23 protein-coding genes are annotated in these 24,131 nt (G+C 38.4%); 13 read left to right on the forward strand and 10 right to left on the reverse strand.

Annotation, left to right across the window (positions count from 1 at the left end):
* Positions 1–105: 105 nt before the first annotated feature.
* Complete coding sequence (locus QZ265_RS03185) at positions 106–1,305, reverse strand: acetate kinase (RefSeq protein WP_296403341.1); 1,200 nt, start codon at positions 1,303–1,305, stop codon at positions 106–108.
* A gap of 515 nt (positions 1,306–1,820) precedes the next feature.
* Here QZ265_RS03185 and QZ265_RS03190 point away from each other — a divergent pair.
* The 4 genes from QZ265_RS03190 to QZ265_RS03205 all read left to right on the forward strand — a co-directional run bounded on the left by QZ265_RS03190 (position 1,821) and on the right by QZ265_RS03205 (position 6,104).
* Complete coding sequence (locus QZ265_RS03190; protein WP_296403343.1) at positions 1,821–2,162, forward strand: lipoprotein; 342 nt, start codon at positions 1,821–1,823, stop codon at positions 2,160–2,162.
* A 324-nt stretch (positions 2,163–2,486) separates the two neighbouring features.
* Positions 2,487–3,830, forward strand: coding sequence for a diaminopimelate decarboxylase (lysA, locus tag QZ265_RS03195; RefSeq protein ID WP_296403382.1), 1,344 nt, complete (start codon positions 2,487–2,489; stop codon positions 3,828–3,830).
* Positions 3,831–4,166: 336 nt separating this feature from the next.
* Positions 4,167–5,048 (forward strand): diaminopimelate epimerase, encoded by an 882-nt coding sequence (gene dapF / locus QZ265_RS03200; RefSeq protein ID WP_296403345.1) that lies wholly within the window; start codon positions 4,167–4,169, stop codon positions 5,046–5,048.
* A gap of 30 nt (positions 5,049–5,078) precedes the next feature.
* Positions 5,079–6,104: a tyrosine recombinase XerC gene (locus QZ265_RS03205; protein WP_296403348.1), complete on the forward strand. Its 1,026-nt coding sequence runs from the start codon at positions 5,079–5,081 to the stop codon at positions 6,102–6,104.
* A 221-nt stretch (positions 6,105–6,325) separates the two neighbouring features.
* Here the strand turns inward: QZ265_RS03205 and QZ265_RS03210 are convergent, their stop codons facing one another.
* A complete protein-coding gene (locus tag QZ265_RS03210) occupies positions 6,326–7,246 on the reverse strand; it encodes a nitrilase-related carbon-nitrogen hydrolase (protein ID WP_296403350.1) in 921 nt (306 codons plus the stop codon).
* Between the two features lie 437 nt (positions 7,247–7,683).
* Between QZ265_RS03210 and rpoN the strand changes: the two genes are divergently transcribed.
* A complete protein-coding gene (gene rpoN / locus QZ265_RS03215; protein ID WP_296403352.1) occupies positions 7,684–9,471 on the forward strand; it encodes an RNA polymerase factor sigma-54 in 1,788 nt (595 codons plus the stop codon).
* Positions 9,472–9,971: 500 nt separating this feature from the next.
* Positions 9,972–10,361, forward strand: coding sequence for a ribosome-associated translation inhibitor RaiA (gene raiA, locus QZ265_RS03220; RefSeq protein ID WP_296403354.1), 390 nt, complete (start codon positions 9,972–9,974; stop codon positions 10,359–10,361).
* Positions 10,362–10,499: 138 nt separating this feature from the next.
* On the opposite strand, the gene thiS is transcribed toward raiA, so the two are convergent.
* The 4 genes from thiS to QZ265_RS03240 form a co-directional block, all read right to left on the reverse strand.
* Positions 10,500–10,700 carry a sulfur carrier protein ThiS gene (gene thiS, locus QZ265_RS03225; protein ID WP_296403356.1) on the reverse strand — a complete coding sequence of 67 codons (201 nt, stop codon included), beginning with the start codon at positions 10,698–10,700 and terminating at the stop codon, positions 10,500–10,502.
* A gap of 132 nt (positions 10,701–10,832) precedes the next feature.
* On the reverse strand, positions 10,833–11,198 hold the full coding sequence (locus tag QZ265_RS03230; protein ID WP_296403358.1) for a DUF423 domain-containing protein: 366 nt from the start codon (positions 11,196–11,198) through the stop codon (positions 10,833–10,835).
* A 59-nt stretch (positions 11,199–11,257) separates the two neighbouring features.
* On the reverse strand, positions 11,258–12,124 hold the full coding sequence (gene rpoH, locus QZ265_RS03235) for an RNA polymerase sigma factor RpoH (protein WP_296403384.1): 867 nt from the start codon (positions 12,122–12,124) through the stop codon (positions 11,258–11,260).
* A 260-nt stretch (positions 12,125–12,384) separates the two neighbouring features.
* Positions 12,385–12,762, reverse strand: a complete 378-nt coding sequence (locus QZ265_RS03240) for a sulfurtransferase TusA family protein (protein ID WP_296403360.1) — start codon at positions 12,760–12,762, stop codon at positions 12,385–12,387.
* 315 nt (positions 12,763–13,077) lie between these two features.
* Between QZ265_RS03240 and QZ265_RS03245 the strand changes: the two genes are divergently transcribed.
* Positions 13,078–14,856, forward strand: coding sequence for a M48 family metalloprotease (locus tag QZ265_RS03245; protein WP_296403362.1), 1,779 nt, complete (start codon positions 13,078–13,080; stop codon positions 14,854–14,856).
* Positions 14,857–14,968: 112 nt separating this feature from the next.
* Here the strand turns inward: QZ265_RS03245 and QZ265_RS03250 are convergent, their stop codons facing one another.
* Together QZ265_RS03250 and rpsU are read right to left on the reverse strand one after the other, a co-directional pair.
* Positions 14,969–15,418: a GatB/YqeY domain-containing protein gene (locus tag QZ265_RS03250; RefSeq protein ID WP_296403364.1), complete on the reverse strand. Its 450-nt coding sequence runs from the start codon at positions 15,416–15,418 to the stop codon at positions 14,969–14,971.
* Positions 15,419–15,680: 262 nt separating this feature from the next.
* Positions 15,681–15,896, reverse strand: coding sequence for a 30S ribosomal protein S21 (gene rpsU / locus QZ265_RS03255; RefSeq protein ID WP_296403366.1), 216 nt, complete (start codon positions 15,894–15,896; stop codon positions 15,681–15,683).
* Positions 15,897–16,563: 667 nt separating this feature from the next.
* On the opposite strand from rpsU, the gene QZ265_RS03260 reads away from it, so the two are divergent.
* The 4 genes from QZ265_RS03260 (at position 16,564) to crcB (ending at position 19,388) form a co-directional block, all read left to right on the forward strand.
* Positions 16,564–17,007: a hypothetical protein gene (locus QZ265_RS03260; RefSeq protein ID WP_296403368.1), complete on the forward strand. Its 444-nt coding sequence runs from the start codon at positions 16,564–16,566 to the stop codon at positions 17,005–17,007.
* A 131-nt stretch (positions 17,008–17,138) separates the two neighbouring features.
* Positions 17,139–17,747, forward strand: a complete 609-nt coding sequence (locus QZ265_RS03265; protein ID WP_296403369.1) for a c-type cytochrome — start codon at positions 17,139–17,141, stop codon at positions 17,745–17,747.
* Between the two features lie 158 nt (positions 17,748–17,905).
* Entirely contained in the window at positions 17,906–18,946 is a 1,041-nt protein-coding gene (gene tsaD, locus QZ265_RS03270) for a tRNA (adenosine(37)-N6)-threonylcarbamoyltransferase complex transferase subunit TsaD (RefSeq protein WP_296403371.1), read from the forward strand.
* 70 nt (positions 18,947–19,016) lie between these two features.
* Entirely contained in the window at positions 19,017–19,388 is a 372-nt protein-coding gene (crcB, locus tag QZ265_RS03275; RefSeq protein ID WP_296403373.1) for a fluoride efflux transporter CrcB, read from the forward strand.
* A gap of 115 nt (positions 19,389–19,503) precedes the next feature.
* On the opposite strand, the gene QZ265_RS03280 is transcribed toward crcB, so the two are convergent.
* Together QZ265_RS03280 and QZ265_RS03285 are read right to left on the reverse strand one after the other, a co-directional pair.
* Positions 19,504–20,472, reverse strand: coding sequence for a LysR family transcriptional regulator (locus tag QZ265_RS03280; RefSeq protein ID WP_296403374.1), 969 nt, complete (start codon positions 20,470–20,472; stop codon positions 19,504–19,506).
* A gap of 339 nt (positions 20,473–20,811) precedes the next feature.
* A complete protein-coding gene (locus QZ265_RS03285; RefSeq protein WP_296403376.1) occupies positions 20,812–21,567 on the reverse strand; it encodes a TSUP family transporter in 756 nt (251 codons plus the stop codon).
* A 490-nt stretch (positions 21,568–22,057) separates the two neighbouring features.
* Between QZ265_RS03285 and nhaA the strand changes: the two genes are divergently transcribed.
* Together nhaA and QZ265_RS03295 are read left to right on the forward strand one after the other, a co-directional pair.
* Complete coding sequence (gene nhaA / locus QZ265_RS03290; RefSeq protein WP_296403378.1) at positions 22,058–23,257, forward strand: Na+/H+ antiporter NhaA; 1,200 nt, start codon at positions 22,058–22,060, stop codon at positions 23,255–23,257.
* Positions 23,258–23,600: 343 nt separating this feature from the next.
* A complete protein-coding gene (locus tag QZ265_RS03295) occupies positions 23,601–23,993 on the forward strand; it encodes an MliC family protein (protein WP_296403380.1) in 393 nt (130 codons plus the stop codon).
* Positions 23,994–24,131: the final 138 nt, after the last annotated feature.

Here is a 24,131-nt window from a genome sequence, read left to right on the forward strand (position 1 = left end):
GTAGGTACTAGCAAAATAGTTTGCATTAATAAATCCTTATTGGTTTATTTTAAATTATTATAAATTATTTTCTATTTTTAAGTTTATAAGTGATTTGCTACTTAATTACAGGCCCAAAACTGCTCTGGTTTCTTTTGCAATTTGGTACTCTTCATCGGTTGGAATTACCCATAATTCGTACTTGCTGTCAGCGGTATGAAAACTGCCTTCTTCACCGCCATATAAGGAATCGTTCTTTTGTTCATCTAAGTCTAAGCTGAAGTGACGCATGACTTCAATAATACGGGCACGGATAGTGGCTGAATTCTCGCCAATACCACCTGAGAAGACAATACCTGTTAAATGGGGAAGTGCACAAGATAATGAGGCTAGATACTTGCCAGCGCGGTAGCAAAACATTTCGACCGCCAATTCAGCGTTCTTTTGGTCAGGATGCGAGTTATCATTGGCAATAGACTCTACAGTTCGCATATCATTAGATACGCCCGACACACCCAATAAGCCACTTTTTTTGTTTAAAATTTCATCAATCTGCTCTAAACTTAGACCCATAGTGCGCTTTAGATGAATATGTAAGCTTGGGTCCACATCGCCACAACGAGTACCCATCATGAGGCCTTCAAGTGGGGTTAATCCCATACTTGTGTCTAAGCTTTTGCCCTCATAAACTGCTGTAGTCGAGCTACCATTGCCCAAGTGAGCAATTAACCAACCGTGTGGACCTTGTTGTTCGGTTATTTGGCTAGCCCGATGTGATAAATAAGCGTGTGAAGTGCCGTGGAAGCCATAACGACGGATAAAGTCTTTTTCATACATCTCTTTTGGTATGGCGTAGCGATAGGCTTTTGGTGGCATGGTCTGATGAAATGCCGTGTCAAAAACACCTACTTGAGGAAGATCAGGGTAAATCGATTGAACCGCTTCGATACCAATGGCATTTGCAGGGTTATGAAGCGGAGCAAGTTCTTTTAAGCGTTTAATTTCACTAAGTACGTGGGGTGTGATCTCGACTGCAGAGCTGAACTCACGGCCACCATGTACCACTCGGTGACCAACAGCTATAGGGGATTGGTTACCAAGCAGGCTCATTATCTTAACCAAAGCTGATTTGTGATTTGCCCCTGGAATATCAACTTCTGTTTTTTTACCGTCTAAGCATTTATGAACAATACGAGCATTATCCAATCCTAAATTCTCAGCCATACCCGTTATACGGTGTTGGTTGTCTTCGCTTATGAGAGCATATTTTATAGAAGAAGAACCGCAGTTTACGACTAAAGTTGGTTTGGTAATAACATTACTCATGTTGTGTCCTTACATTGACAATTTGGAAGAAAACAGAAAAAAGAAAACACCAATCGGTGTTACAAAGACAACAGGTGCAACAATGCTTTTTTATCACTAGCATATAATAATCTATTGAGGTTTTGTTTGAGCTTGAAGATTGTGAAAAAATTATTGAGCACAATAAGATTGTTACTGCGTATTAATTAAATAGGACTTAAATCACGCTTATAACTGATACTAATAACCTTTGCTAATTACAGATAACCTTTGCTAACCAATAACGCTCATAGGTAAAGCCAATAAACACTTTAAGTCAATGCTGGTATGCCTTTACTTTAGTATAGCCTAGATTAATTCTAAAAACATCGAATAACTGCTTGAAATTCATACAGTGTTTACCGCTTATAAGCTGCTTTTGTCATATAAAATTATATAATAAAAAGCTCTTAGGTAAACTTTGAAAATTTTGTTACCATAAACAAAAGGTGTTTGTTATTTCTAAACCTTCAGTTAATACCTATAGGAAGCTGTTCATGTTAAATTCTTATTCTCATTGCCCAAAAAGCACTAAAGTGGCTACTCAAATGGGTTTAAATGGTCCTAAAGACACTGGCTCAAAAATATTTGCTATTTCGCACTCTATATTACTAATGACTGTATCATTAACTCTTTTAATAGTAGTTAGTACTTTGTTAACTGGATGTGGTCAAAAAGGCGATTTATACTTGACCAAAGACGCTCCTAATAACACTGATTTTATTTTGTATAAAGCCAATAAGCCGCAAATTGATAACTCTTCAGAAGCTAAAACGCAACAAGCTATTGAACAGCAAAAGGTTGAAGAAGCGTCTATCCAAGACCCAGAAAATTACTAAGCTTTACTTATACCTTAAAATATTAAATAAACACTCAACAATACTTGCCTACTAAATACTTGCCTACTAACTAATAGCTATCCAATAACTAGCTATCCAATAACGAATGCCCATGCTAACTTCTTAATTAAAATTTAGTAAAATTAATTTCCCGATACTAAATGCACAATAAAAATATGAGAGAGAATATATCTTAGTATAACTGCGATTGATTGTTTATATTGTTTCACTTTAATGATTTAATGAACCTAAGTTTAAGACTGAATTTCAAATGGACATCTTTATAATATGAGTAATACCGACCCTATGACTAATCCCAACGATATGAGCATTACGGACTCATTACAATCGACGGTACAACAGACCTCAAATGGTTTACGAATTGTGCCTGAAAGTTTTGTAAAACATCTCCCTTCGATAACTTATCAACAAGGGGTTTTGACCATTGAAGACACCTCAGCAAAGCAGTTGGTTGAGCAATATGGTACGCCATTATATGTGTACTCAAAAAAAGCAATTTTAGATGCCTATAAAGCCTACACGGATAGCTTTGTTGATATTGAACATCAAGTATGCTACGCGGTAAAAGCCAATTCTAATTTAGCAGTATTAAAAATATTGGCCGATGCAGGGGCAGGCTTTGACTTGGTATCATCTGGAGAGCTGGCTCGTGTGTTAGCAGTCGGCGCAGACCCTAGTAAAATAGTATTTTCTGGCGTAGGTAAAACAGTGACTGATATGCAAGCGGCATTGAAAGCAAATATTGGTTGTTTTAATGTTGAATCTCTTGCTGAGCTTGATACCCTAAATGCGGTAGCTGCTGAACTGCAAGTTAAAGCTCCAATCTCCATTCGTGTTAATCCCGATGTAGATGCTAAAACTCATCCTTACATTTCAACCGGTCTAAGAGACAATAAGTTTGGTATTAGCCATAATGTGGCTGTAGAAGCTTACAAACATGCTAAAAGTCTAGACAACCTTCAAATAGTAGGTATTGATTGTCATATTGGCTCGCAGTTGACTGAAATTGATCCTTTCGTAGCAGCTTTAGATAAAGTGTGCGAACTGATTGATGCTTTACAAAAAGAAGGGATTGAACTTGAGCATATCGACTTAGGTGGCGGTTTAGGGGTGGTTTATATTGATGAACAAGTGGTTGAGGTCAGTGAATTTGCCAATGCCTTGTTGCCAAAACTAAAGCAGTTAGGTTTGAAGGTATTCTTTGAGCCTGGTCGTAGTATTGTTGCCAATGCTGGCGTGTTATTTACTAAGGTTGAGGTACTCAAACCTACGGAACACAAAAACTTCGCCATTGTTGATGCCGCTATGAATGACATGATTCGACCAGCCCTATATCAAGCTGATATGGCCGTGATTCCATTGAATAGTGAACCAAAGGCAGATATAGAAGAGCAAAGTTGGGATATTGTGGGTGCAGTTTGCGAAACAGGTGACTTCTTGGCAAAAAAACGCTTACTGTCCTTAGCAGTAGACGATGTGTTGGCTATTACTGGTGCTGGCGCCTATGGTTTTGTTATGAGCAGTAACTATAACTCTCGTCCTCGTCCTGCTGAAGTCATGGTGGCGGGCGATAAGCATCAAATGGTTCGTCAACGTGAAACGGTTGAGCAGTTATTTAAAACAGAGTCATTTTTTGAGTTGTATTAACTAACTAATTTCAATCAATAGTGATTAGCTTTGCTGACTAACTTATTTTGATTAGAAATTGAACCAAACTTATAAGATACTCGTGAAAAACCTGCGTCCTTTACGCAGGTTTTTTGTTTTTATAAGCTTTTTTTTATAGCTCAATAGCGAGGCTATATCTAGTTTATGTTAAAGCACATAGTAAAAAGTTAAAGGTTTGATAACAGACAAAAAAACTACTGCTCATTAAAGATTAAAAAACATTTTCGCTTATGTAAGTTTGCTATGTTTAGCTATTATCATTGTTATATTGTGCATGGTAAGATAGTGCATAAATAAAATCTAAGGAATAAAAGAATGCTTATCGAATTTACCAAAATGCATGGACTTGGCAATGACTTTATGGTCATTGACTTAGTCACACAGCGTTTAGAGCTTACCAAAGAATTGATTTCATTATTGGCAGACCGTCATATGGGCATTGGTTTTGATCAATTGTTAGTGGTCGAGCCGCCGATGCGCCCTGATGTCGATTTTCGCTATCGAATTTTTAACTCAGATGGCAGTGAGGTTGAGCAATGCGGTAATGGTGCTCGCTGTTTTGCTCGTTTTGTCCAAGCTCGTAAGTTAACATTTAAACAGCGAATACGGGTTGAAACTAAGTCAGGGATTTTGACTTTAAGCACCGATAATTTTGGTTGGGTAGATGTGGATATGGGTAAGCCACGTTTTGAACCTGATGAAATACCGTTTACTCCTAAGGCCATTACCAAAATCCAAAATGCCTATCATTTAGATGTTGAAGGCACACCTGTGCAACTTTATGTCGCTAATATGGGCAATCCGCATGCTGTGATCAAAGTTGATGATATTTTGACCGCTGAAGTAGAAAAGTTAGGCCCAGCGATAGAGTCACATCCTGCGTTCCCAGAGCGGGTCAATGTCGGCTTTATGCAAGTAATGAATCAGCGTCATATACGTCTACGTGTGTATGAGCGTGGCGTGGGCGAAACGCAAGCTTGTGGTACGGGTGCTTGTGCTGCTGTAGCTACGGGTATTCGTGAGGGTTGGTTGGATGAAAGTGAAGAAATTAGAGCTCAGCTTTATGGTGGTAGCTTATTAATTCGTTGGTCACCAGGATATTCGGTGATGATGACAGGTCCAACTGCTTTCGTTTATGAAGGCGTCTTTAGCCCAGAAGGTATTACAGCCCAAGCTGGTTTGAAGCCTTCTGCTTGAATAAATTCTACTAGGATAACTTAATAAAACATGTGTGCAAAGCCGATAGCTGAACCAAAACTACCACAAAAACGCACCCAATCAGCTCAGCAAAACGATAAACAGGCTGTTGAAATATCGGTTGAGTTACAAGCATTGATGCAGCTTGTTGAGCAATGGTTGGCAGAGCTATCGGTACGCCAGATGTCTGAGCATACTATTGAGGCCTATTATGCTGGGTTATTTCAATTGGCCAGTTTTTTGGAGAGGGGTAAGCTCAATTGGACCCGTTGTGATAAACGGCAATTGGCAAAATATATTGGCCAACGTTTAGAAGTTGATGCATTGGCTATTTCAAGTGTACAACGTGAGTTATCTGCCATTCGTCACTACTACAGTTGGCTAATTGATCAAGGGCACGCTCGGATTAATCCGACTACTGGTTATCAGCTCAAACGTGCTCCGCGGCCTCTACCTAGTATCGCTGACGGGGATTTGATTGCTCAACTGCTTGAGCAGCCGATGCCTGATACGCCTGAGCAAGCTAGGCTATGGATACGGGATAAGGCTATGTTTGAGCTGCTATACAGCAGTGGGCTGCGGGTTGGAGAGTTAGTTGGTCTTAATGTTTCTGATTTGCGTATAGATGCTGCAGGCGAGCGTGGTGAAGTTAGGGTAACTGGTAAGGGCAATAAGACGCGTTTGGTACCCGTGGGTAAACAAGCATTAAAAGCCATTTCCACTTATCTGCCACATCGTTATCTGTGGGAGGAGCAAGGCGATACTGCTTTATTTATCAGTGAAAAGCTAGGCACACGCTTAAGTACTAGAGCTGTGCAACAACGACTGAAAGTAGCCGCAAACCGCGCTGGTATTGCTCAAAATATGTATCCCCATTTATTGCGTCATTGTTTTGCTTCACACATGCTTTCAGGCAGCGGCGATTTACGGGCCGTTCAAGAGATGCTAGGTCATAGTGATATTAGCACTACTCAAATCTATACCCATGTTGATTTTGCAAAATTGACTCAAGTCTATGACAAAGCTCATCCGCGAGCTTCTCATAATAAAACGTAAAGAACTATCCCTGTAAAGAACTATCCCTGTAAAGAAGATATAACTGTTAAGGTATCCATGTAAAATAGTTACATGTGTGGTTAACCGTATTAATAATTATTTATAGCTAACTAAGGTTATATTTCAGCTATGTAGATTGCTTGCTCAGCTCGCTGTTATTTTTGTTAAAACGTTAAAGTATGTCTAAACACTACAACCAATTAATTCCAATCAATGCCAAGCTATGCCAACCTATGACAGTTATAAATTGGCATGTTTTGGCGCGTAGTTTGTTGTTGCTCTTTATTAAACTCAGTGCTAATCAGTGCATAATCTTGCTCTAAATTTGTTTGTTCGGTTTCTACAACCCAGTCGCCATTGGCATTTGCAAATGCACTATGACCCCAAGTTTCACGGCTATTGTTATCAGCATAATGGGTTCCGCCTTGTGCCGAACCCACTACTAAACATTGCGAGTCTAAAGCACGGGCTTGCAATAGTAACTGCCAATGTGCTTCACCGGTTTTATAGGTAAAAGCAGAAGGTGCACTCAAGATGTCTGCGCCAGCCTGCCTTAGTCTTTGTGCTAGAGCGGGAAAGCGTAAATCGAAGCAGACCATCATGCCTACTGATATAATTTGTGAATCTTGACCTCCGCCTTGATTCGCGTTGCTTATAGAATTAGTCCCAATAAATTCAGAGTTTAAGGCTTTGATATCGCACTTAGCGACAACAGTTGTATTTCCAGGCTCAAACGTTCTACCTTCATCATAGCTGCCTGTGTTATCCGCCACTTGGGCTTTAAATAAATGGATCTTGTCATAACGTGCTATGCGCTTGCCGTCAGGGGCAAAAATCTGGCTAACTTGTCTTAGTCTGTTATCAGGAACTATAGCGCCATCAGGACGATAGGGGCAAGGTAGAGTACCTGCTACTATAAACATTTGGTGTTGAAAAGCTAAGTTTGCATACCAACTTGAAAGTTCATCAAAACGTTCTGATAATTGCTTTTGTCCACCCATGCGGCAGGCATTCTCTGGAAGCACCAATAAATGAATTTGCTGTTGTTGAGCAGCATGTATCGATTTCTCAATAGTAGCCCTATTGGCTTCAATATCAAACTGACTGTTTAACTGTACACATCCAATGTTAAGTTGAATCATGTTAACCTTCTGCTTCTGCATGCGATAAAAGGGGTTATTATGCTAAAGGTTATGGCATAATTATAACGTGCTATTTGTTGTAGATTAACATGTTAAGATTAATCTATCTATATGACCGTATCAGCCATTAGCTAGAAAACGCATACCTCTATATACACTTAAAACCTTGACGTTACTAGATTCAATATAGCGTAAATGATTTTCTAAAATCGATTTTCATATCTAAATTAAATTTTATAGCTTTAAGGTAGTGCTGTTATTTATGGATGCATATAACAAAGTTTTATGAATTTTCATAACTCAATTGTGTCATTATATTTAATATAAAAACTTAATTATAATCTTAATCTAACCAGTATTATTATGTATTAAACTTTAAAAGCTATACGTATTCTTAAAGCTTAATCAATAACTATTGAGATCAAAACGACCTTATGATGAGCCCCTCTTTTAATTTAGGTGTAAACCTATCTACAGCTCAAAAGCTTACTCCGCAGATGCAACAAGCCATTAAGCTGCTGCAACTTTCAAGTTTGGAGCTTGAGCAAGAAGTTCAGAAGAAGTTAGACAGCAATCCTTTACTTGAGAGAGTCGAGGACGATGAAATCTGTGCTGAGGATTTTAATAGTATTGAAGAGCTCACTCGATTAGAGCTTACTGCTGAAGCTCAGCTAGAGGTTTATGAACTTGCTGATGACTATTCGGAAGGCTATGAAATTGATAGTTATGACTCTGACAGTTACGATTCTGATAGCTATGGCTCTGAAAAATATGAATCTGATAAATATGATGACTATGACTTTGACCGTTCATCAGAATTAGATTATACACATGGCAAAGGTCTAACATCTGATGATTTAGAAAGTATCTCGGACGCCCCACATAGTACTGTAATGGAAATGCAGACCAATTCAGCAACCGATAGTATTAGTGAACAATCTTCTGAAATAGACGATTTTGTTGACGGTACTATTTTAGGTGAATTACCAATCGATACAGAATGGGATGACATCTATACCCATGGTACTACTAGTTTAGCCAGTCCAGATACCCAAAGTATGAGTGATTATCAAGGAGCGACCTCAGTAAGTTTACAGGACCATATTCGGTGGCAACTTAATTTTAGTCAATTAAATAGTCAACAATCCTTGATTGTAGATTATCTAATCGATGCTATGGACGAAAACGGCTTTATAAAAGTAGATATGTCCGACTTAAAAGCAAGTTTTGATGAGATGGCTAGTTTTTATAACTGGAAAGAGCGTATTGAGTTCGAACAAATAGATGAAGTCCTTGCTTTAATTCAATCCTGCGAACCATTAGGGGTTGGAGCTCGCAATTTGGCAGAGTGTCTTCAAATCCAGTTAAATAATTTAGATTCAAGCGTACCGCATAGAAACCATGCGCTGCGTTTATTAGATGAGCATGAGCTATTGGTGAGCAATAACATAAAAGAGCTTATGCAGCGCACTGGGCTAAAAAATAGCGATATTGGGCCAAGTCTAGAGTTGATTCGAACTTTAAATGCAGCGCCAGGTCAGTCATTCTCAACAGCTCAGCCAGATTATGGGCTACATCCAGAAGCGTATGACATCCCCGATGTCTTAGTACATATGGTGACCAATGAACATTCAAATCAAACCGTATGGAAAGTTGAGTTAAACCCAGAAACCCTACCTAAGCTTAGAGTCAATCAAGAATACGCCAATTTAATTAAACGAGGCGACGATAGCGCAGATAATGTTTATTTACGTGATAATTTAGTCGACGCCAGACTGTTTATTCGCAGTATTGAAGAGCGCAATCAGAATTTACTTAAAGTAGCTACCAGTATCATTAAGATGCAACAAGACTTCTTACTGCAAGGCGCTACTGCTATGAAGCCACTAATTTTAAAAGATATTGCTGATGAAGTTGGGTTGCATGAATCGACGGTTTCAAGATTGACGACCAGTAAAAGTATCCTAACGCCGCAAGGCTTATTTTCACTCAAACACTTTTTTTCTTCACATGTGTCTAGTGATCAAGGTGATATTTCGTCTACGGCAATAAGTGCCATGATACAAGAATTGATACAACAAGAAAATCCTAGATCCCCCTTATCAGATAGTGCTATTAAAGAGCTTCTACAACAGCAAGGCATTGATATCGCACGCCGAACCGTGGCTAAATATCGTGAAGCTATGAATATTAACTCGTCAACGCAAAGAAAAGTTAAATTTTAAACAATCATGGCATAAAAAATAGTGTGGCTACTCAAAGTATATCTATTCATCCCATTGGCTTTAAAGCACCATTCAATATGCGTAGAGAGGTAGGTTAAATCGAAAAATTTTTTGATTATATATTATTAATTACTAAAAATTTAATAAGGTTACATTAATTAACAATAAAAATGCTTGTGCTATCGAAATTTTCATGTCAAATTAAAGCTATCCCGACAAATGTTAACCAATATATAAGTCTATATAATTATCGGGATAAAGTGTGATTAATACGGATATTAAAAACACTTTGAATGTTACTACACAGGTTATATCGTTTTAGTTTAACCGTTATAAATACTAGTTAAAGACAGTTAATTGAAACGAGATTAAATGTACTGACTTATTGATTGAACCAGTGGCATCATCAATAAATCGCCAATTGTATTAAGTCAGTCATTATCCAAAAGTCACATTGAGTTTGCATAAGCTACTCAAATTATGAAAAGGATGTAAGTACTATGAACATTTCAATTACTGGCCATCACATCACTATTTCCGATGCAATGAAAGATATGGTTATGGATAAACTTTCAAAAGTTGAAAAACACTTTGATCAAATACAAAGCATTAAAGTAATTCTGTCATTAGACAATAACCATAGTGACTCTAGTCATAGTGGAAAGAATAATCATAAAGCTGAAGCACTTATGCGAGTAGCAGGCCAAGAAATGTTTGCACAGTCATATGATGATGATATGTATAAAGCGATTCATGAAATGGCTGATAAATTAGATCGTCAAGTGCGTAAATATAAAACTCGAATTGAGCGCAAGACCCGTTCTAATAAACGTAGAGAACGTTTTGCATTACCGGCTAATGAGCCAGAAACTGAATCATATGCATTTTAATTAAATCAATGAGTTAAAAATTATTTTTTAGATGAATTATTAGATTAGTCTTAAGTTTGAATAGCTTAAGCTGAGATTTTAAATTAAAAAATAAGCCCTTACTTTAATTTAGTAAGGGCTTATTTTGTTTCCATACTCTTAACCTCCACCTACTGCTTGAACTACCTCAATGACCATATTTTGAGTAACTCTAGTAGCAGATAGCTCAGATTTAGGTATCAAATCTCCATTGATTTCAACGGCATAGCGTCCTTGTGTCAATTCTAATTTATCTAACAAATTCTTCACATTGTCATGTTCTGTTTGTTGGTTGGCGCCATTTATAGTAACTGTATACATTTTATCCTCTATCAAAACTTAAGATTATATTTAAACAGCCATTATCTACTAAAAGCCAATCTTCAAGGCCATCTCTAAGTTAATCGAATCTTTAACAAGCATTATTAAAGATTCTAGTTTAGGGTAGCCTTATTAATCGGTCGAATGTTTAAAAGCAGTGACAGCCAACCAAACCCAACCGATAATCATCAACATACCACCAATAGGTGTAATAGCCCCAAACCAACGAGGTGCACCTAGGGTCATTGCAAATAGACTGCCTGAAAAGATAATCAACCCAATCTGCAATAGCCATGCGGTAGTTGCAGTGGTATAACCAAGTTTTATTAAGATACCTACCAACAATAGGCCTAACGCCTGATAAAAGAAATACTGCGTGCCCGTTAGCCACCATGCCATTTGTTCAGCTGAAGCAACCGCTTTAATTCCATGAGCGCCGAAAGCTCCAAGAGCAACAGCAAAGGCAAGGTTAATGGCAGCTATAGCAATCCAATTCATATAGTACCCTATAATTTAAAGGTAATAATAAGGCTTAAAAATTAAAGTAACAAATAAGCCTAAAAGTTGTCTTTGCTTGGCATAATGACACTATCGATAGTCATTGCTTCACGAATTTTATCCATGGCATTTTTTTCAATCTGACGAACGCGTTCAGCAGAAATGTTATAAACGGCAGCCAAATCATGCAGGGTAGATTTTTGTTCCGATAACCATCGCTGCTCAACAATATCACGTGAACGCTCGTCAAGGGTGTCCATGGCATCCATTAACGCATTGGTATTGTTTTCTTCCCAGTTGGCATCTTCAACCATTTCAGCAGGATCGACCCCATCTTCTAAGAATAACTGCGGGGCATAGTGACCATCTTCATTATCGCTTGACTGAGCTTCAAATGATGCATCGTATGACGTTAAACGTGATTCCATTTCCAGTACTTGTTTACGTGTCACATTTAAGTCTGCAGCAATTGCATCTGCTTCTTCCAGCGTTAACTGATTATTGGTCTTTTTCAAACTACGTAAATTAAAGAAAAGTTTTCGGTGAGCTTTGGTAGTCGCCACTTTCACAATACGCCAGTTACGAATCACAAACTCATGAATTTCTGCTTTAATCCAATGCACAGCAAAAGACACCAAACGAACCCCTTTGTTTGGGTCAAAGCGTTTTACCGCCTTCATCAAACCTAAATTACCTTCTTGAATTAAATCTGCTTGGGGTAAACCATAACCAGAATAACTACGAGCAATATGAATAACGAAACGTAGATGAGACATTACTAAGATACGCGCTGCTTCCACGTCCCCTTCATCGTAATACCGATGCGCCAACTCTTGCTCTTGCTCTGTGGTCAAAATAGGAATTTGATGCACAGAATTCATATAAGCACCAAGATTAATACCAGGTGCCGATAGATTTACTGGCATAGCTGGTACTAAATCACGGGTACTAGTATTGGGATATTCACTAACCCAGTCTTCGGTAGTGGCCAGTTCCTGAGTTAAGACATCCTCATCAAGTTCCTCATAAGATAAGTCGTCATCATCTAATTCAATGGCCTCAACAGATTCTATATCGGTTGCATCTACATTTTTTGCAGTGTGTTTTTTATTTGGTTTTGGAGTAGCCATATTTTGACCTTCAAAGTTATAACTTTATTAAGATCTATTGTAAAGGATAGCGCCCCCTAGTTACCATGCGTTTTAGTAATGATGGCGTGAAAGATTGTATCGAGTTTTTCTAAACTATCAGTTGACTCATTAGTGGTGGTGGTACTAAATGTCAATTGTAACCCCGCTTGTTGACAAAAAGCTGCTAAGTCTGCCTGTGAATTCGGGTCAGTAGCTAATACATATACACTTTGTAAAGGTTGTATTGAGCGCAGTGCGACTTTAGTCTTTAATAACGGCATAGGACAAGCTAGTCCACGCCCATCAACCAGTGTTGTAACAGATAACTCTGGGTCAAGTGACTTAAGCACTTCTAGATCAGAGGGGTTAAAAGCATCAAGATAGCTTCGAAGCAAAACATTTTGTTCGCTTTGTTGTAAATTAATTTGAATCATAAAATGCCATTCTAGTGATTTGTTACAGTAGGAAACACACGATAACTACACGTTAGAGAATAAATAGTAAATAACTTACATTTTAGATAAAACATAATAGTTATCTATCTACTTAATTATCCAGCTACTTAGTTATCTAAATTGCGAGCTACTAAAGATGCTGAAACTATAAAAAATTACACCGCAGATAACAAGGTATAAGATTTATCCTTTAACATGCTACTATCAAAGAAGCTTTAATAGTAATGGCTTATAATTAAAATTCAAGCTGATTTATAAAACCTTTAGGGACAAGTTATTTCAAGGAACAGTCATTTGTACTTTTTTCATCCAGCAGATCGTTATAGGTTGCGCATATCGAAGCTAGGTCGTAGCGCGCCCTTTTCAACCCTGAAATTGTGCTGTTTTTTGCTGCTCGGTGGGTCTAGCATAGCTAGCGCAGCTGTGTCTAATTTTAGTACTAATTTTGATGACAATGACAATTTTTATAACAATCAGTCTACGAGCATTGAGACAGCTACTGCTATTAAACCAAGATACGACTGGCTTCAAAAATCATCTGCTTATACCATCACTAACGCTTACGCTTACTCTAGCGCTAACGGCATAGATAGTCCTCAACTTAGTCTACCTGAATTAGGCAGTGGTGGTGGTCGATTTATTGAAGTAAACCAGCACAAGGCTCTTGGAGAGTGGTCGCTACAAAAATTAGCTAATAGTGCGCCGTTACTGGATGACCCGTGGTCCCAGGAGCAACTTGAAGCCTTAGTCTGGCAAATCAATGCCCAAGCCCGAACCCAAGCACCATTAGCGTTAATGGTGATTAACAATGCCAGTATTAATGCTTTCGCTATCCCAGGCGGGGTTATGGGTATTCATACTGGCACTATAATTAATGCAAATAGTATTGACGAAGTAGCAAGTGTAGTAGCACATGAAGTGGCCCATTTAAGCCAGCGTCATTATGAGCATAGAGATGAAGCCAGTCGTAAGGCTCTAATGATGCAAATTGGTGGCCTGTTAGCTGCGATTGCTGCTTCAGCGGCAGATGGTAATGCAGCCGCTGCCGTGATGATGGGTAGTCAAACTGCAGCTTTAAATTCGCAGATGGCATTTAGTCGCAGTAATGAGCGAGAGGCCGATCGTATTGGGATGCAGCTGATGGCAAAGGCTGGTTATGATCCTAGAGCAATGCCTAGATTTTTTGCTACATTGGATCAAAAGACTCAGCTTAATATGAGTGACAATGCCTATTTACCAAGTTTCATTATGACTCATCCGCTAAGTTCTGAACGCTTGAGTGAGGCTCAAAGTAGAGCAAATAGTTACCCAACATTAGCGCTAAGCAGTCAGCGTCAAACGCTAAGCTTTGAGCTATTAAAATGGCGACTTCAATTATTAACTAATCAAACTACAGAAACTGACTTGGTGGTTGCTGCCTCAAAGAATAAAGCGGCTGAACTAGCCTTGGCTTATTGGTATGCCAAACAAAACCGCTATATGGAAGCAAATAACACGCTTAACCAACTAAAACAAAATCCGCCTATTGCCTATGGCTCGGATAAAGCTTCTTTTGACATCTTACTAGCAATTACTGAAGCCCAAGTGGCTGGGCTACAAGGAAAATGGCAAGAGGCTGAAAAAGTGATTATGCCTTATTATGCTATATACCCCGAACGTCGTGATCTGAAGTTATTACTAGCTGATACATGGCTACAGTTAGGTAAGTACGATAAAGTAATCACAATAGTAAAGCCTATTGTCCAAAGCAGACCGTATGATCTTGATGGTTTATACCGTTTGCAGCGAGCTTATGAGCTGATGGCAATAACTGGACAACACAACAATGATAAACCTTCCAATGCTGCCTTTGCTAGCGATATTGCGGCAGTGAGTGCTTTACGTTATCGAGCTAAAGGTGAGTTATGGCGAGGTAAATATACTGATGCTTTAGTATCCTTAAATCAGGCAAAAAAAGAACTGCAAGACTTGAGTAATAGCACCAAAACCGTAGCTTTTGATCCAAGACCTATATTGGCCAACATAGACGCTGAAATAGCAGAAGTAAAAACAGCTAAAGACTTTCGTCCTTAGCTGCCAACTAACTGGTTGCAATCAACAGTTAGCAAATAGCAAATAGCAAATAGAAACTACCAATCAATAACTACTTGTAAGATGTTGTTCGATTACTACTATTTATGTTCAACTAGCCGACTAAAGCTTTTTTTACCAATTGTGAGATGAGGGCAGGGTCTGCACGACCAGCTGTTTTGGTTTTTAAAGCACCCATTACTTTACCCATGTCTTGCATTGAGCTTGCCCTTTGAGCAACAATCTCTTGGTTAATTAACGCCGCCAATTCATCATCAGTCATCTGTTGGGGCATAAATTCATTGATGATATCAATCTCAAATTGTTCTTTTTGAGCTAGATCTTCGCGTCCATTGACTTGAAATACATTTAATGATTCTTGGCGCTGCTTAAGTTGTTTTTGTAAAATCTCCAATACACCAGCATCATCGAGTTCAATTTGGCGATCAATTTCAATTTGTTTGATTACTGACTGCACATTGCGTAAAACTTTAACTTTTTCTAATTCACGCGCTTTCATTGATGTTTTGACTTGTTCGGTAATACGTTCTTTTAAGGCACTCATGGCTTGTTCCTATGCTATTGTTATGATTATGAGATGAATCAGTGAATAACTCATATCCACTTTAACTGTGAGTAGCTGCTACAAAAAAATTGGGTACTATAGGTTTTAATACGAAAATTTTAACATAAAAAAACCACCTTTATTATGTTGCCATTAGCATTGAATGCAAAATAGGCGACAAAACAAGGTGGTCTTTTTTAATCAATTGCCAAAATAAATAGAATTCGGCATCTATACATTCACTTAAGAACGATAAGATTGATTAATACATACGAGTTGTACGGATAGAATCGCGTTGTAATTTCTTTTTGTAGCGTTTTACTGCTGCAGCCTTTTTGCGTTTACGCTCTTGCGTTGGCTTTTCGTAAAATTCGCGCTTACGTACATCAGATAAAACACCAGCTTTTTCGCAGGCACGCTTGAAGCGACGGATAGCGATATCAACAGGTTCGTTTTCTTTAACCTTAACTGAAGGCATGCAGACTCCTTAATAGTAGTGGAAAATAGAGACTAGTGACATTAACAATGCTGTGTGATTAATATTAGCCGGAGTGTCTCGATGAATTACGGCATCAGCTATTGCTAGGATAGATTCAAATATTCTATGCATATCTAAGAATAAGAGCGAGAATATACTAAATTATCCACTTATTGTCAAGTTTTATTTATTTCAAATTGGGGCAATATGATAACTAATATCTAATAACTAATATCTACTTATGATAATCATAACGGTATAATTACAATGTATTGATTCAAAAGTTGAAGGTAAAATCTTAAACTTAACATGTGCCTTTTGAACACAGCTTTTAAATGCAAAGGGATAGCAAAGTTAAAAAAATAATGAAAAATTAGTTTGAAGACTACTTTGAAAGGGATTATACTGTCTTTAAAGATTCATTTTAAATGAATGTATTGAGAATATTTCGCTTTAAGTTGCTTGATACAAAAATAATGACTTTAAATGAAATTTGATATTATTAAATCAAAAGCTAGTGCTTAAGATAGTGACTCAATAAGGGTTGTGATATTATTGTAGTGTTAGGTTACTAAACCATATTTAGGGTGCACATCGATTTGATATAAATCGTCTTAATTTATTTTCGGTTCACCTTATGTCATCCCCCTTTTTTAGGAGTTAAATAATGTCATTAACACATCTTCTAAGTATTAAAAGTAAAATAGCTCGAACAACCACTTTGGCTTCAGTTCTACTTGGTGCATCATTGACTTTAAGCGCTTGTGGCGGTAGTGAACATGAAGTAAAAGCTGTTGATAGAGTAAATGAAGCTGCTGAAATGGCCCGAAAAAATGCGCCAAAGCATGTGCCCTTGAAACCTGAGGAAATTGCGCCAGTTTCTTCTGCTCCAGCTACAACGACTGATGCAGCTGCAGATGCAACAGCCCCTGCAGGTGGTACGACTGGTTCTGCTGCTCCTGCTTCAACTGGCGAGGCGGCAACAGATAGTACACAAGCTACAGCTACTGCTGGCTCAGAAGCTAAGACTGAAGCTGCCCCAGCAACTGGTGCTTCACCTGCGACTAATGCTGCGCCAACAGAGTCAACCACAAATGCGGTTGCTAAATAATCTACTGATTAGATATAGATTGATATAGGTTTTATTGAATATCGGTGTGTTGTCTGTCGGTCTTACTGCTCTTAAGTTATGACTTAAACTATGTTTTACTCTAAAATCCAATAGTTAAAATAAGGGTTCTTATGCTAAAAAGAAACGACGTTATAGACAGTAATTTAGACCATAACTTAGACCATAATTTTGGCAGCAACTTAGACAGTTATATAGACAATGACATAGACAGTCAAGTTGCAACACCGACCCCTGTTCATAGAGTTGGATTGCTTTTACTAAGTGCTTTAACTTTAAGTTTGGCAGTGGGTTGTGGCGGTGGTCAAGACTCTAAAACCGCTACTGCACCTGAAACCACTACAAATCAAAGCGTAGCCACTGAAACCACTGAGCCAGAAGTTACGGTTGAAAAAACAGTTGAAACAGAACAACCAAAAGCCGAAGTCGAAGCAACGACAACGGAAGCACCGCAAGCAGAAGCCACAGCTACACCTATATCTGCAAATGCTGGTGCAGAGCTTTATGAAGCACATTGCAAACTTTGCCATGAAAATGGACTGTTGAACGCGCCAAAGTTTGGAGATAAGACAGCTTGGGCACCTCGAATTGCTAAAGGTAAAGAGACTTTATATAAGCATTCAGCAGAAGGTTTCAATCAGATGCCTGCACAAGCGGCGAATGGTGTCTCAGTAGAGCAAGTTCATGCCGCTGTAGACTATATGGTTGGTAAGTCTAGCTAATCAATTTGAGGTTCGTAAAGTCTAGGTCTTTATTATCATACGCTGAAAAATTCCTTGATAATCTGATAAACTACCGCCATTGTGTATGCATAGTGGCGGTATTTTTTTGTCACATCTCATCTTTTAAAAGAGTCAAACTATATTAAAGTAGGTGCTACTTGAAAGTTCTAGGTTTAGAAACATCATGTGATGAAACAGGCTTGGCCATCTTTGATAGCGAACGCCTTGCAGAAGGCAAAAGCGGTTTGCTAGGTCAGGTGCTTTATTCTCAAATAGAATTGCATGCAACTTATGGCGGCGTTGTTCCTGAGCTTGCCAGTCGTGACCATATTCGTAAGCTTGTGCCTTTATTTGAGGAGCTATTAACGCAATGTGATATTTCCAAAAATGACATTGATGCTATTGCCTTCACCAAAGGGCCTGGGCTAATCGGGGCGTTGATGACGGGGGCGCTATTTGGTCGAGGTTTAGCATATGCCTTGGACATTCCAGCAATTGGTATACATCATATGGAAGGCCACTTGCTATCTCCATTATTGGGTGATAACCCGCCTAAGTTTCCCTTTGTGTCGCTATTGGTTTCAGGAGGCCATACATTGTTAGTAGCCGCTCATGCTATTGGCGAGTATCAAATCTTGGGTGAGAGTATCGATGATGCAGCAGGCGAGTGCTTTGATAAAGCAGCTAAAATGCTAGACCTACCTTATCCAGGTGGACCAAATGTGGCAAGATTGGCAGAGAATGGTAACCCTGAAGCCTATGATTTGCCTAGACCAATGTTACATCGAGGATTGGACTTTTCATTTAGCGGTATGAAGACAGCTGTACATAACTTGATTAAAGACACCGCAGGGTCAGATTCAGATGCAGTAGTGCGAGCAAACATCGCCGCAAGTTTCCAAAATGCTATGGTAGATACTTTGGTCAAAAAGTGTGTTAAAGCTTTAAAACAAACAGGCATGTCGCAACTGGTTATTGCTGGTGGTGTTAGTGCCAATTTGCATTTACGTCAAACCTTAGAAAATGACTTGGCCAAAATCAATGCCACAGTTCATTATGCACCTTTAGCGCTTTGTACTGACAATGGAGCAATGATTGCTTATGCAGGATATCAACGGCTTCAAGCTGGTCATGAAGATGATCTGGCCGTTAGCTGTGTGCCACGATGGAACATTAGCGATTTACCGGCTTTGACTTAGAATGCCTTTAGTATTTATTATAGGCTTAAAGTACTTAAGCTAGCTCAATTAAACTTTATAAGGACAGTGAATGCAGTGGTTTGCAATAGGAATGGGTGCGGCAATAGGCGCATGCTTGCGGGCATTATTGGCTAAACTTAACCCCCTACATTCATGGATTCCTTTAGGTACTTTGGGAGCAAATGTACTAGGTGGTTTTCTTATTGGCATTGCTATGGTGGTATTTCTCAAAGTAGGCGAAAACTGGCATCCTAATATTAAATTGTTTGTGGTCACCGGCTTCCTAGGTGGATTAACCACCTTTAGTACTTTTAGTAGTGAAGTATTTAGCTTATTAAATGATGGAAAAGTAGTTGCCGGATTAAGTTTAATAGGGGTACACGTTATATTTACCTTAATAGCCACAGCTGTTGGCTTTTATTTGACTCGAGTCTTACTGTAGTAAGTGTTATAAAAGGAGCTGGTGTCACAAAATTTACCAATGTCATAACAGTATCTAGTGCCATAATAACAGTATCTGGTGCCAAAACAGTTGCTGTAACAGGTACCATAATCGCTTAAGGCTTAACCAATTCATCCAACAGCTTAGCAAATCCTTGCATATAAGCTATATCTTGACTTTTTTCACGAGTGGCAGCAAACAATTGACAAAACACCCCATGTTTATTATGAGGGCGGTTTAACGACAGGTTGTCATTATTTGATGCATTAGCATTTAAAGTTGCAGATAAATTTCTATTCGATATAAGCGGACGAGTTACTACCCATCCTTTTTTCTCATATTCAGCTGCTACCCAATCTGGCAGGGCAGCCACGCCTCGTTCACTTGCTACCAACTGAATTAGCATTGCTGTCAATTCAGTGGTACGAATTTTGGCAAAACTTACGTTGGCTGGTGCCATAAATTTGGCAATCACATCTAGTCGCTTAGTTTCAACAGGATAAGCAATTAAAGTTTGATCCACTAAGTCGTTGGGTGAAATGCTAGACTGAGTGGCTAAAGGGTGTGTAGGCGACAGCACTAAGCGACTTTCATAAGTAAATAGGGGTTGGTAACAGATACCATCTAAGTCTAAGTCGCTAGTGGTAATAAGTAGATCTATATCACCTTCGGTTAGTAAATGATGGGGCTCAGGCTCAAAGCCTGTGGCAAAATCAAGCTCCACATCAGACCACTCGCGTCGAAATTGATTCAATATCGGCATTAGCCAATCAAAACAGCTGTGACACTCTGAAGCCAATCTAAGTCGGCCGGCTTGACCGTGCGCCAGTCTTTTTAAATTAGTTTTAGTTCGAATGACTTGAGGCAAGATATTGTCTGCTAACTTCAATACCATATTGCCGGCTGGCGTAAAGGTTAGAGGGCGGGTACGGCGATTGACCAGTTTAACCTCGTAATAATTTTCAAGTTCTTTTAGCTGATGAGAGACTGCAGAGGCTGTCACATGAAGCTCATCGGCAGCAGCAGCTAATGACCCATGGGCACGTAATGCGGTTAATGTTTGTAAGTGACGTAGTTCAAGCATAATTATAGTCATTATAATTGGTTAACTAGGTCTTTATTCTACCTCATTCTATAGCATAGATTCATCTGCTTACTGTTCGGTATTGTTTTTAGATAAAATAACCACTAATCAAATCAATTTACCGCAGAGGCTATAAAGGTGCTTAAATTTGAAAGATAACTTTTTTAGGGTAGATTTTATGCTTTATAGGCGCTTGAAATGCTTTGCTATAAAAAGTTATGGCAAGTTTTTATAACCTATTAATTGAAATTATTAAATTGGCCTATTATTCAGCTTATTTACTGTAGTCAAAGACAATGAATTGCTTATCAAAGTTTATAAGGTAGCTAAATATTTGGATTAGCTGATAACGTATTTGGTTACCATTGCTAAGCAGACCATAACTATTACCGGTCGAATGATTTTACTCCCCCCTTTAACGACCATATGAGAACCCGCATACGCCCCTATAGTCTGTCCCACCATCATCGCTAATCCAACTTTCCATAGCACATTGCCTCCAATGATAAAGAAAATTAACGAGGCAATATTGGTTGACAGGTTCAATACTTTAGCAGCTCCAGTTGCGGCTATGATTTTACTTCCTCGTAGTGCCACATTACCCAAAGCAAAAAACATACCTGTACCAGGACCGACATAGCCATCATAAAACCCGATTAATGGTGCTACAATTTTTTGCCAAGTAGATTCTGATACTCTAGGCTCTGCTTCTACCTCTCCTAAACTCGGAGCAAACAAAGTATAAATGCCAATGGCAGCAATCACAAAAGGGATGAGCTTTTGTAACATGTCAGGCGGCGATAACTGAACAGCGATCGTACCGAGGACTGAACCAATAAAGGCGCCGGTAATGGCAAGCTTAATTTTCGAAGGACATACCACGCCCTTTTTTATCATAGTAATAGAAGCCGCTAACGCACCAGACGCTGCTTGAAGTTTATTGGTACCTAAGGTTAAGATCGGAGGAATATTTGCCAAAAGCATGGCCGGTATAGTCAGTAAACCGCCGCCCCCTGCAATAGCATCTATAAATCCAGCAACAGCTGCTACAGCGGTCAACATTAAAATAACTTCAAGGGGTAAGGTGATATCCATAATTGATATCCAATTGAGTGTTAAAGGTAAAATTTACTTAATCAGATAAGACTGGTAGCAGTCAATTACATAAAGTCAATTCATAGTCCAGTCTGTCAAAAAAATAGGCGAAATTATATCATGTGGTCAATTTTTAATTGAATGATATAGGCGATAGAAATGGGCATATTGGCGAATGACTCAGATATATTTAAAAACAATATCTTTTACAATTATAGAAATAAAGCAGGTTAATATATAAGTAGACTTAACTTAAATATAGAACTTAAATATAGAACAAAAGGATAAAACTTAAAGTCTAAGTATAACGTCTCTATAAAACGAACTTATGCTATATCTATAGTAAATTTTATAAAACGAAATGATGATAGATTTTTAATTTTATCTCGATAAAGGTAACTTTTCTGCTACCATAAATGCAAAATACACGTATAAATTTAATAGTTTAGTGGGTGAGTGTGCCAGCCCATTGGCAAGAAAGTGAGGAAGCATGGTGTTTCAAAAGTTAAAAAAATTCTTTGAATATGAGGCTGCAGGTGGCATTGTTCTAGCCATTGCAGCCATTGCAGCGATGATCGTTGCAAATTCTCCGTTACACCATTGGTATGAGTCTTTTATTCATGCTCCAGTCATGGTTCAAATTGGAGACCTTATTATTGATAAAGATGCTCACCACTGGATTAATGACGGGCTGATGGCGATTTTCTTCTTCTTAGTAGGCTTAGAGCTTAAACGCGAGGTACTTATAGGAGAGCTGTCTAATATCAATCAAATAGTGTTGCCTGCAGCTGCAGCCATTGGAGGGATGATAGCGCCAGCTTTAGTTTATGTGGCCTTTAATCATAATAACCCTGAATATATGGCAGGGTGGGCAATTCCGGCTGCTACTGATATTGCATTTGCGATTGGCATTCTCAGTTTGTTAGGCAATCGAGTACCTAATTCTCTAAAAATATTTTTAGTCTCTATCGCTATATTTGATGACATCGGGGCTATCTTAATTATTGCGCTATTTTATACCAGCGATTTATCTTTAATGTCATTGGCAGTTGCCGGCCTGTGTTTGCCTTTTCTATATTTTTTGAACAAGCGAAATGTGACTGCTATTACCCCTTACTTAATATTCGGATTAATTATGTGGATAGCAGTGCTAAAGTCTGGTATTCATGCTACGTTGGCCGGTGTAATTCTTGCTTTATTTATTCCTATGGTTAATAAAGATGACCCTGAACATTCGCCTTTAGAAGATTTGGAGCACGACTTACATGGTACAGTAGCCTTTGCTATTTTGCCGCTGTTTGCCTTTGCCAATGCAGGCATTTCATTACAAGGTGCGGGCTTTGGACAGCTACTTCATTCTGTGCCCTTTAGTATTGCTGCGGGTCTATTTATAGGCAAGCAGGTTGGTATTATGCTGATGACTTGGGGTATTATCAAAGTAGGATTGGCCAATCTACCAACAGGGACTAGTTTTAAACAAATATACGGTGTATCACTACTTTGCGGTGTGGGCTTTACTATGAGTTTATTTATCAGCGGCCTAGCATTCGGTGGTGTGACAGAAGGTTTCGATCCACGTCTAGGCATTATTTTAGGTTCAATTATCTCCGGTATCGCAGGATATGTATTGTTAAAAAATACATTAAAAGAGAAGGTAACCTTGACTAATCTTGATTTGACTAAGGGATAGTCGTCCTTTTTAAGGTAGCTGCTATATTGCTAAGGGGCTTGATGGGTAATCCAAAAAAGATTGTGGTTCAGCCTCTTTTTACTGCACATTTGCTTAAAGATATTGTGGTAAGTTATGATTTATGTCGAAGATGCATCAATTACGAGCACGATGACACAATAGCAGTAAATGAATTTTAGAGTTTAGTTATTTTATAATCTAAATGTAGGCTTAAAATTGCTTGAATTTTTTTGTATTTCTTTAATTCATTATTTCTTTAATTCATTATTTCTATAATTATCTACATTAGTTAACTGCTACTCTAATTATCTTCAAAATTAAAGATTACTATGAGAGGTTCTATATGAAAAACTTATTGACAGTATTACCATTAACGCTATTTATAGCTGCTTGTGCCAGTAACCCTACTACCCATACAACGACCACTAATACCTCTACTAATAAAGCTTATGATCGCATGGCGCCTGAGCGTTTTGTGTGTGAAGATAATGCTACAGTGATGCCAAAGTATTCAATAGACGGTGAGCAAGCTATAGTGACAGCAAGCTTACCTAAAGCCAACTGGAATAATCAAAATTTGACCATGACTATTGCACCTTCTGGCTCAGGCGCACGATATGTGAATTCTGATAACCCTAATGTTACTTATGAATGGCATACCAAGGCGGATAGTGGTCTTATGGGTGTTAAATGGGCAAACGGTAATGAGTATATCGTAAATTGTGAACGCCAATAAGTAAAATCACTTAAGCAAAATACGCTAGAAGTACTAGCTTAGGTTTAAACATAGAACTTATTTTAAATTTATTTAATGATTAAGATATTAGGGTGTGTTGAACATTGGGATAAAAAGAAGGTGACAAAAAAATAGCAA

This window comes from Psychrobacter sp., assembly GCF_018260395.1.
Lineage (GTDB): Bacteria > Pseudomonadota > Gammaproteobacteria > Pseudomonadales > Moraxellaceae > Psychrobacter.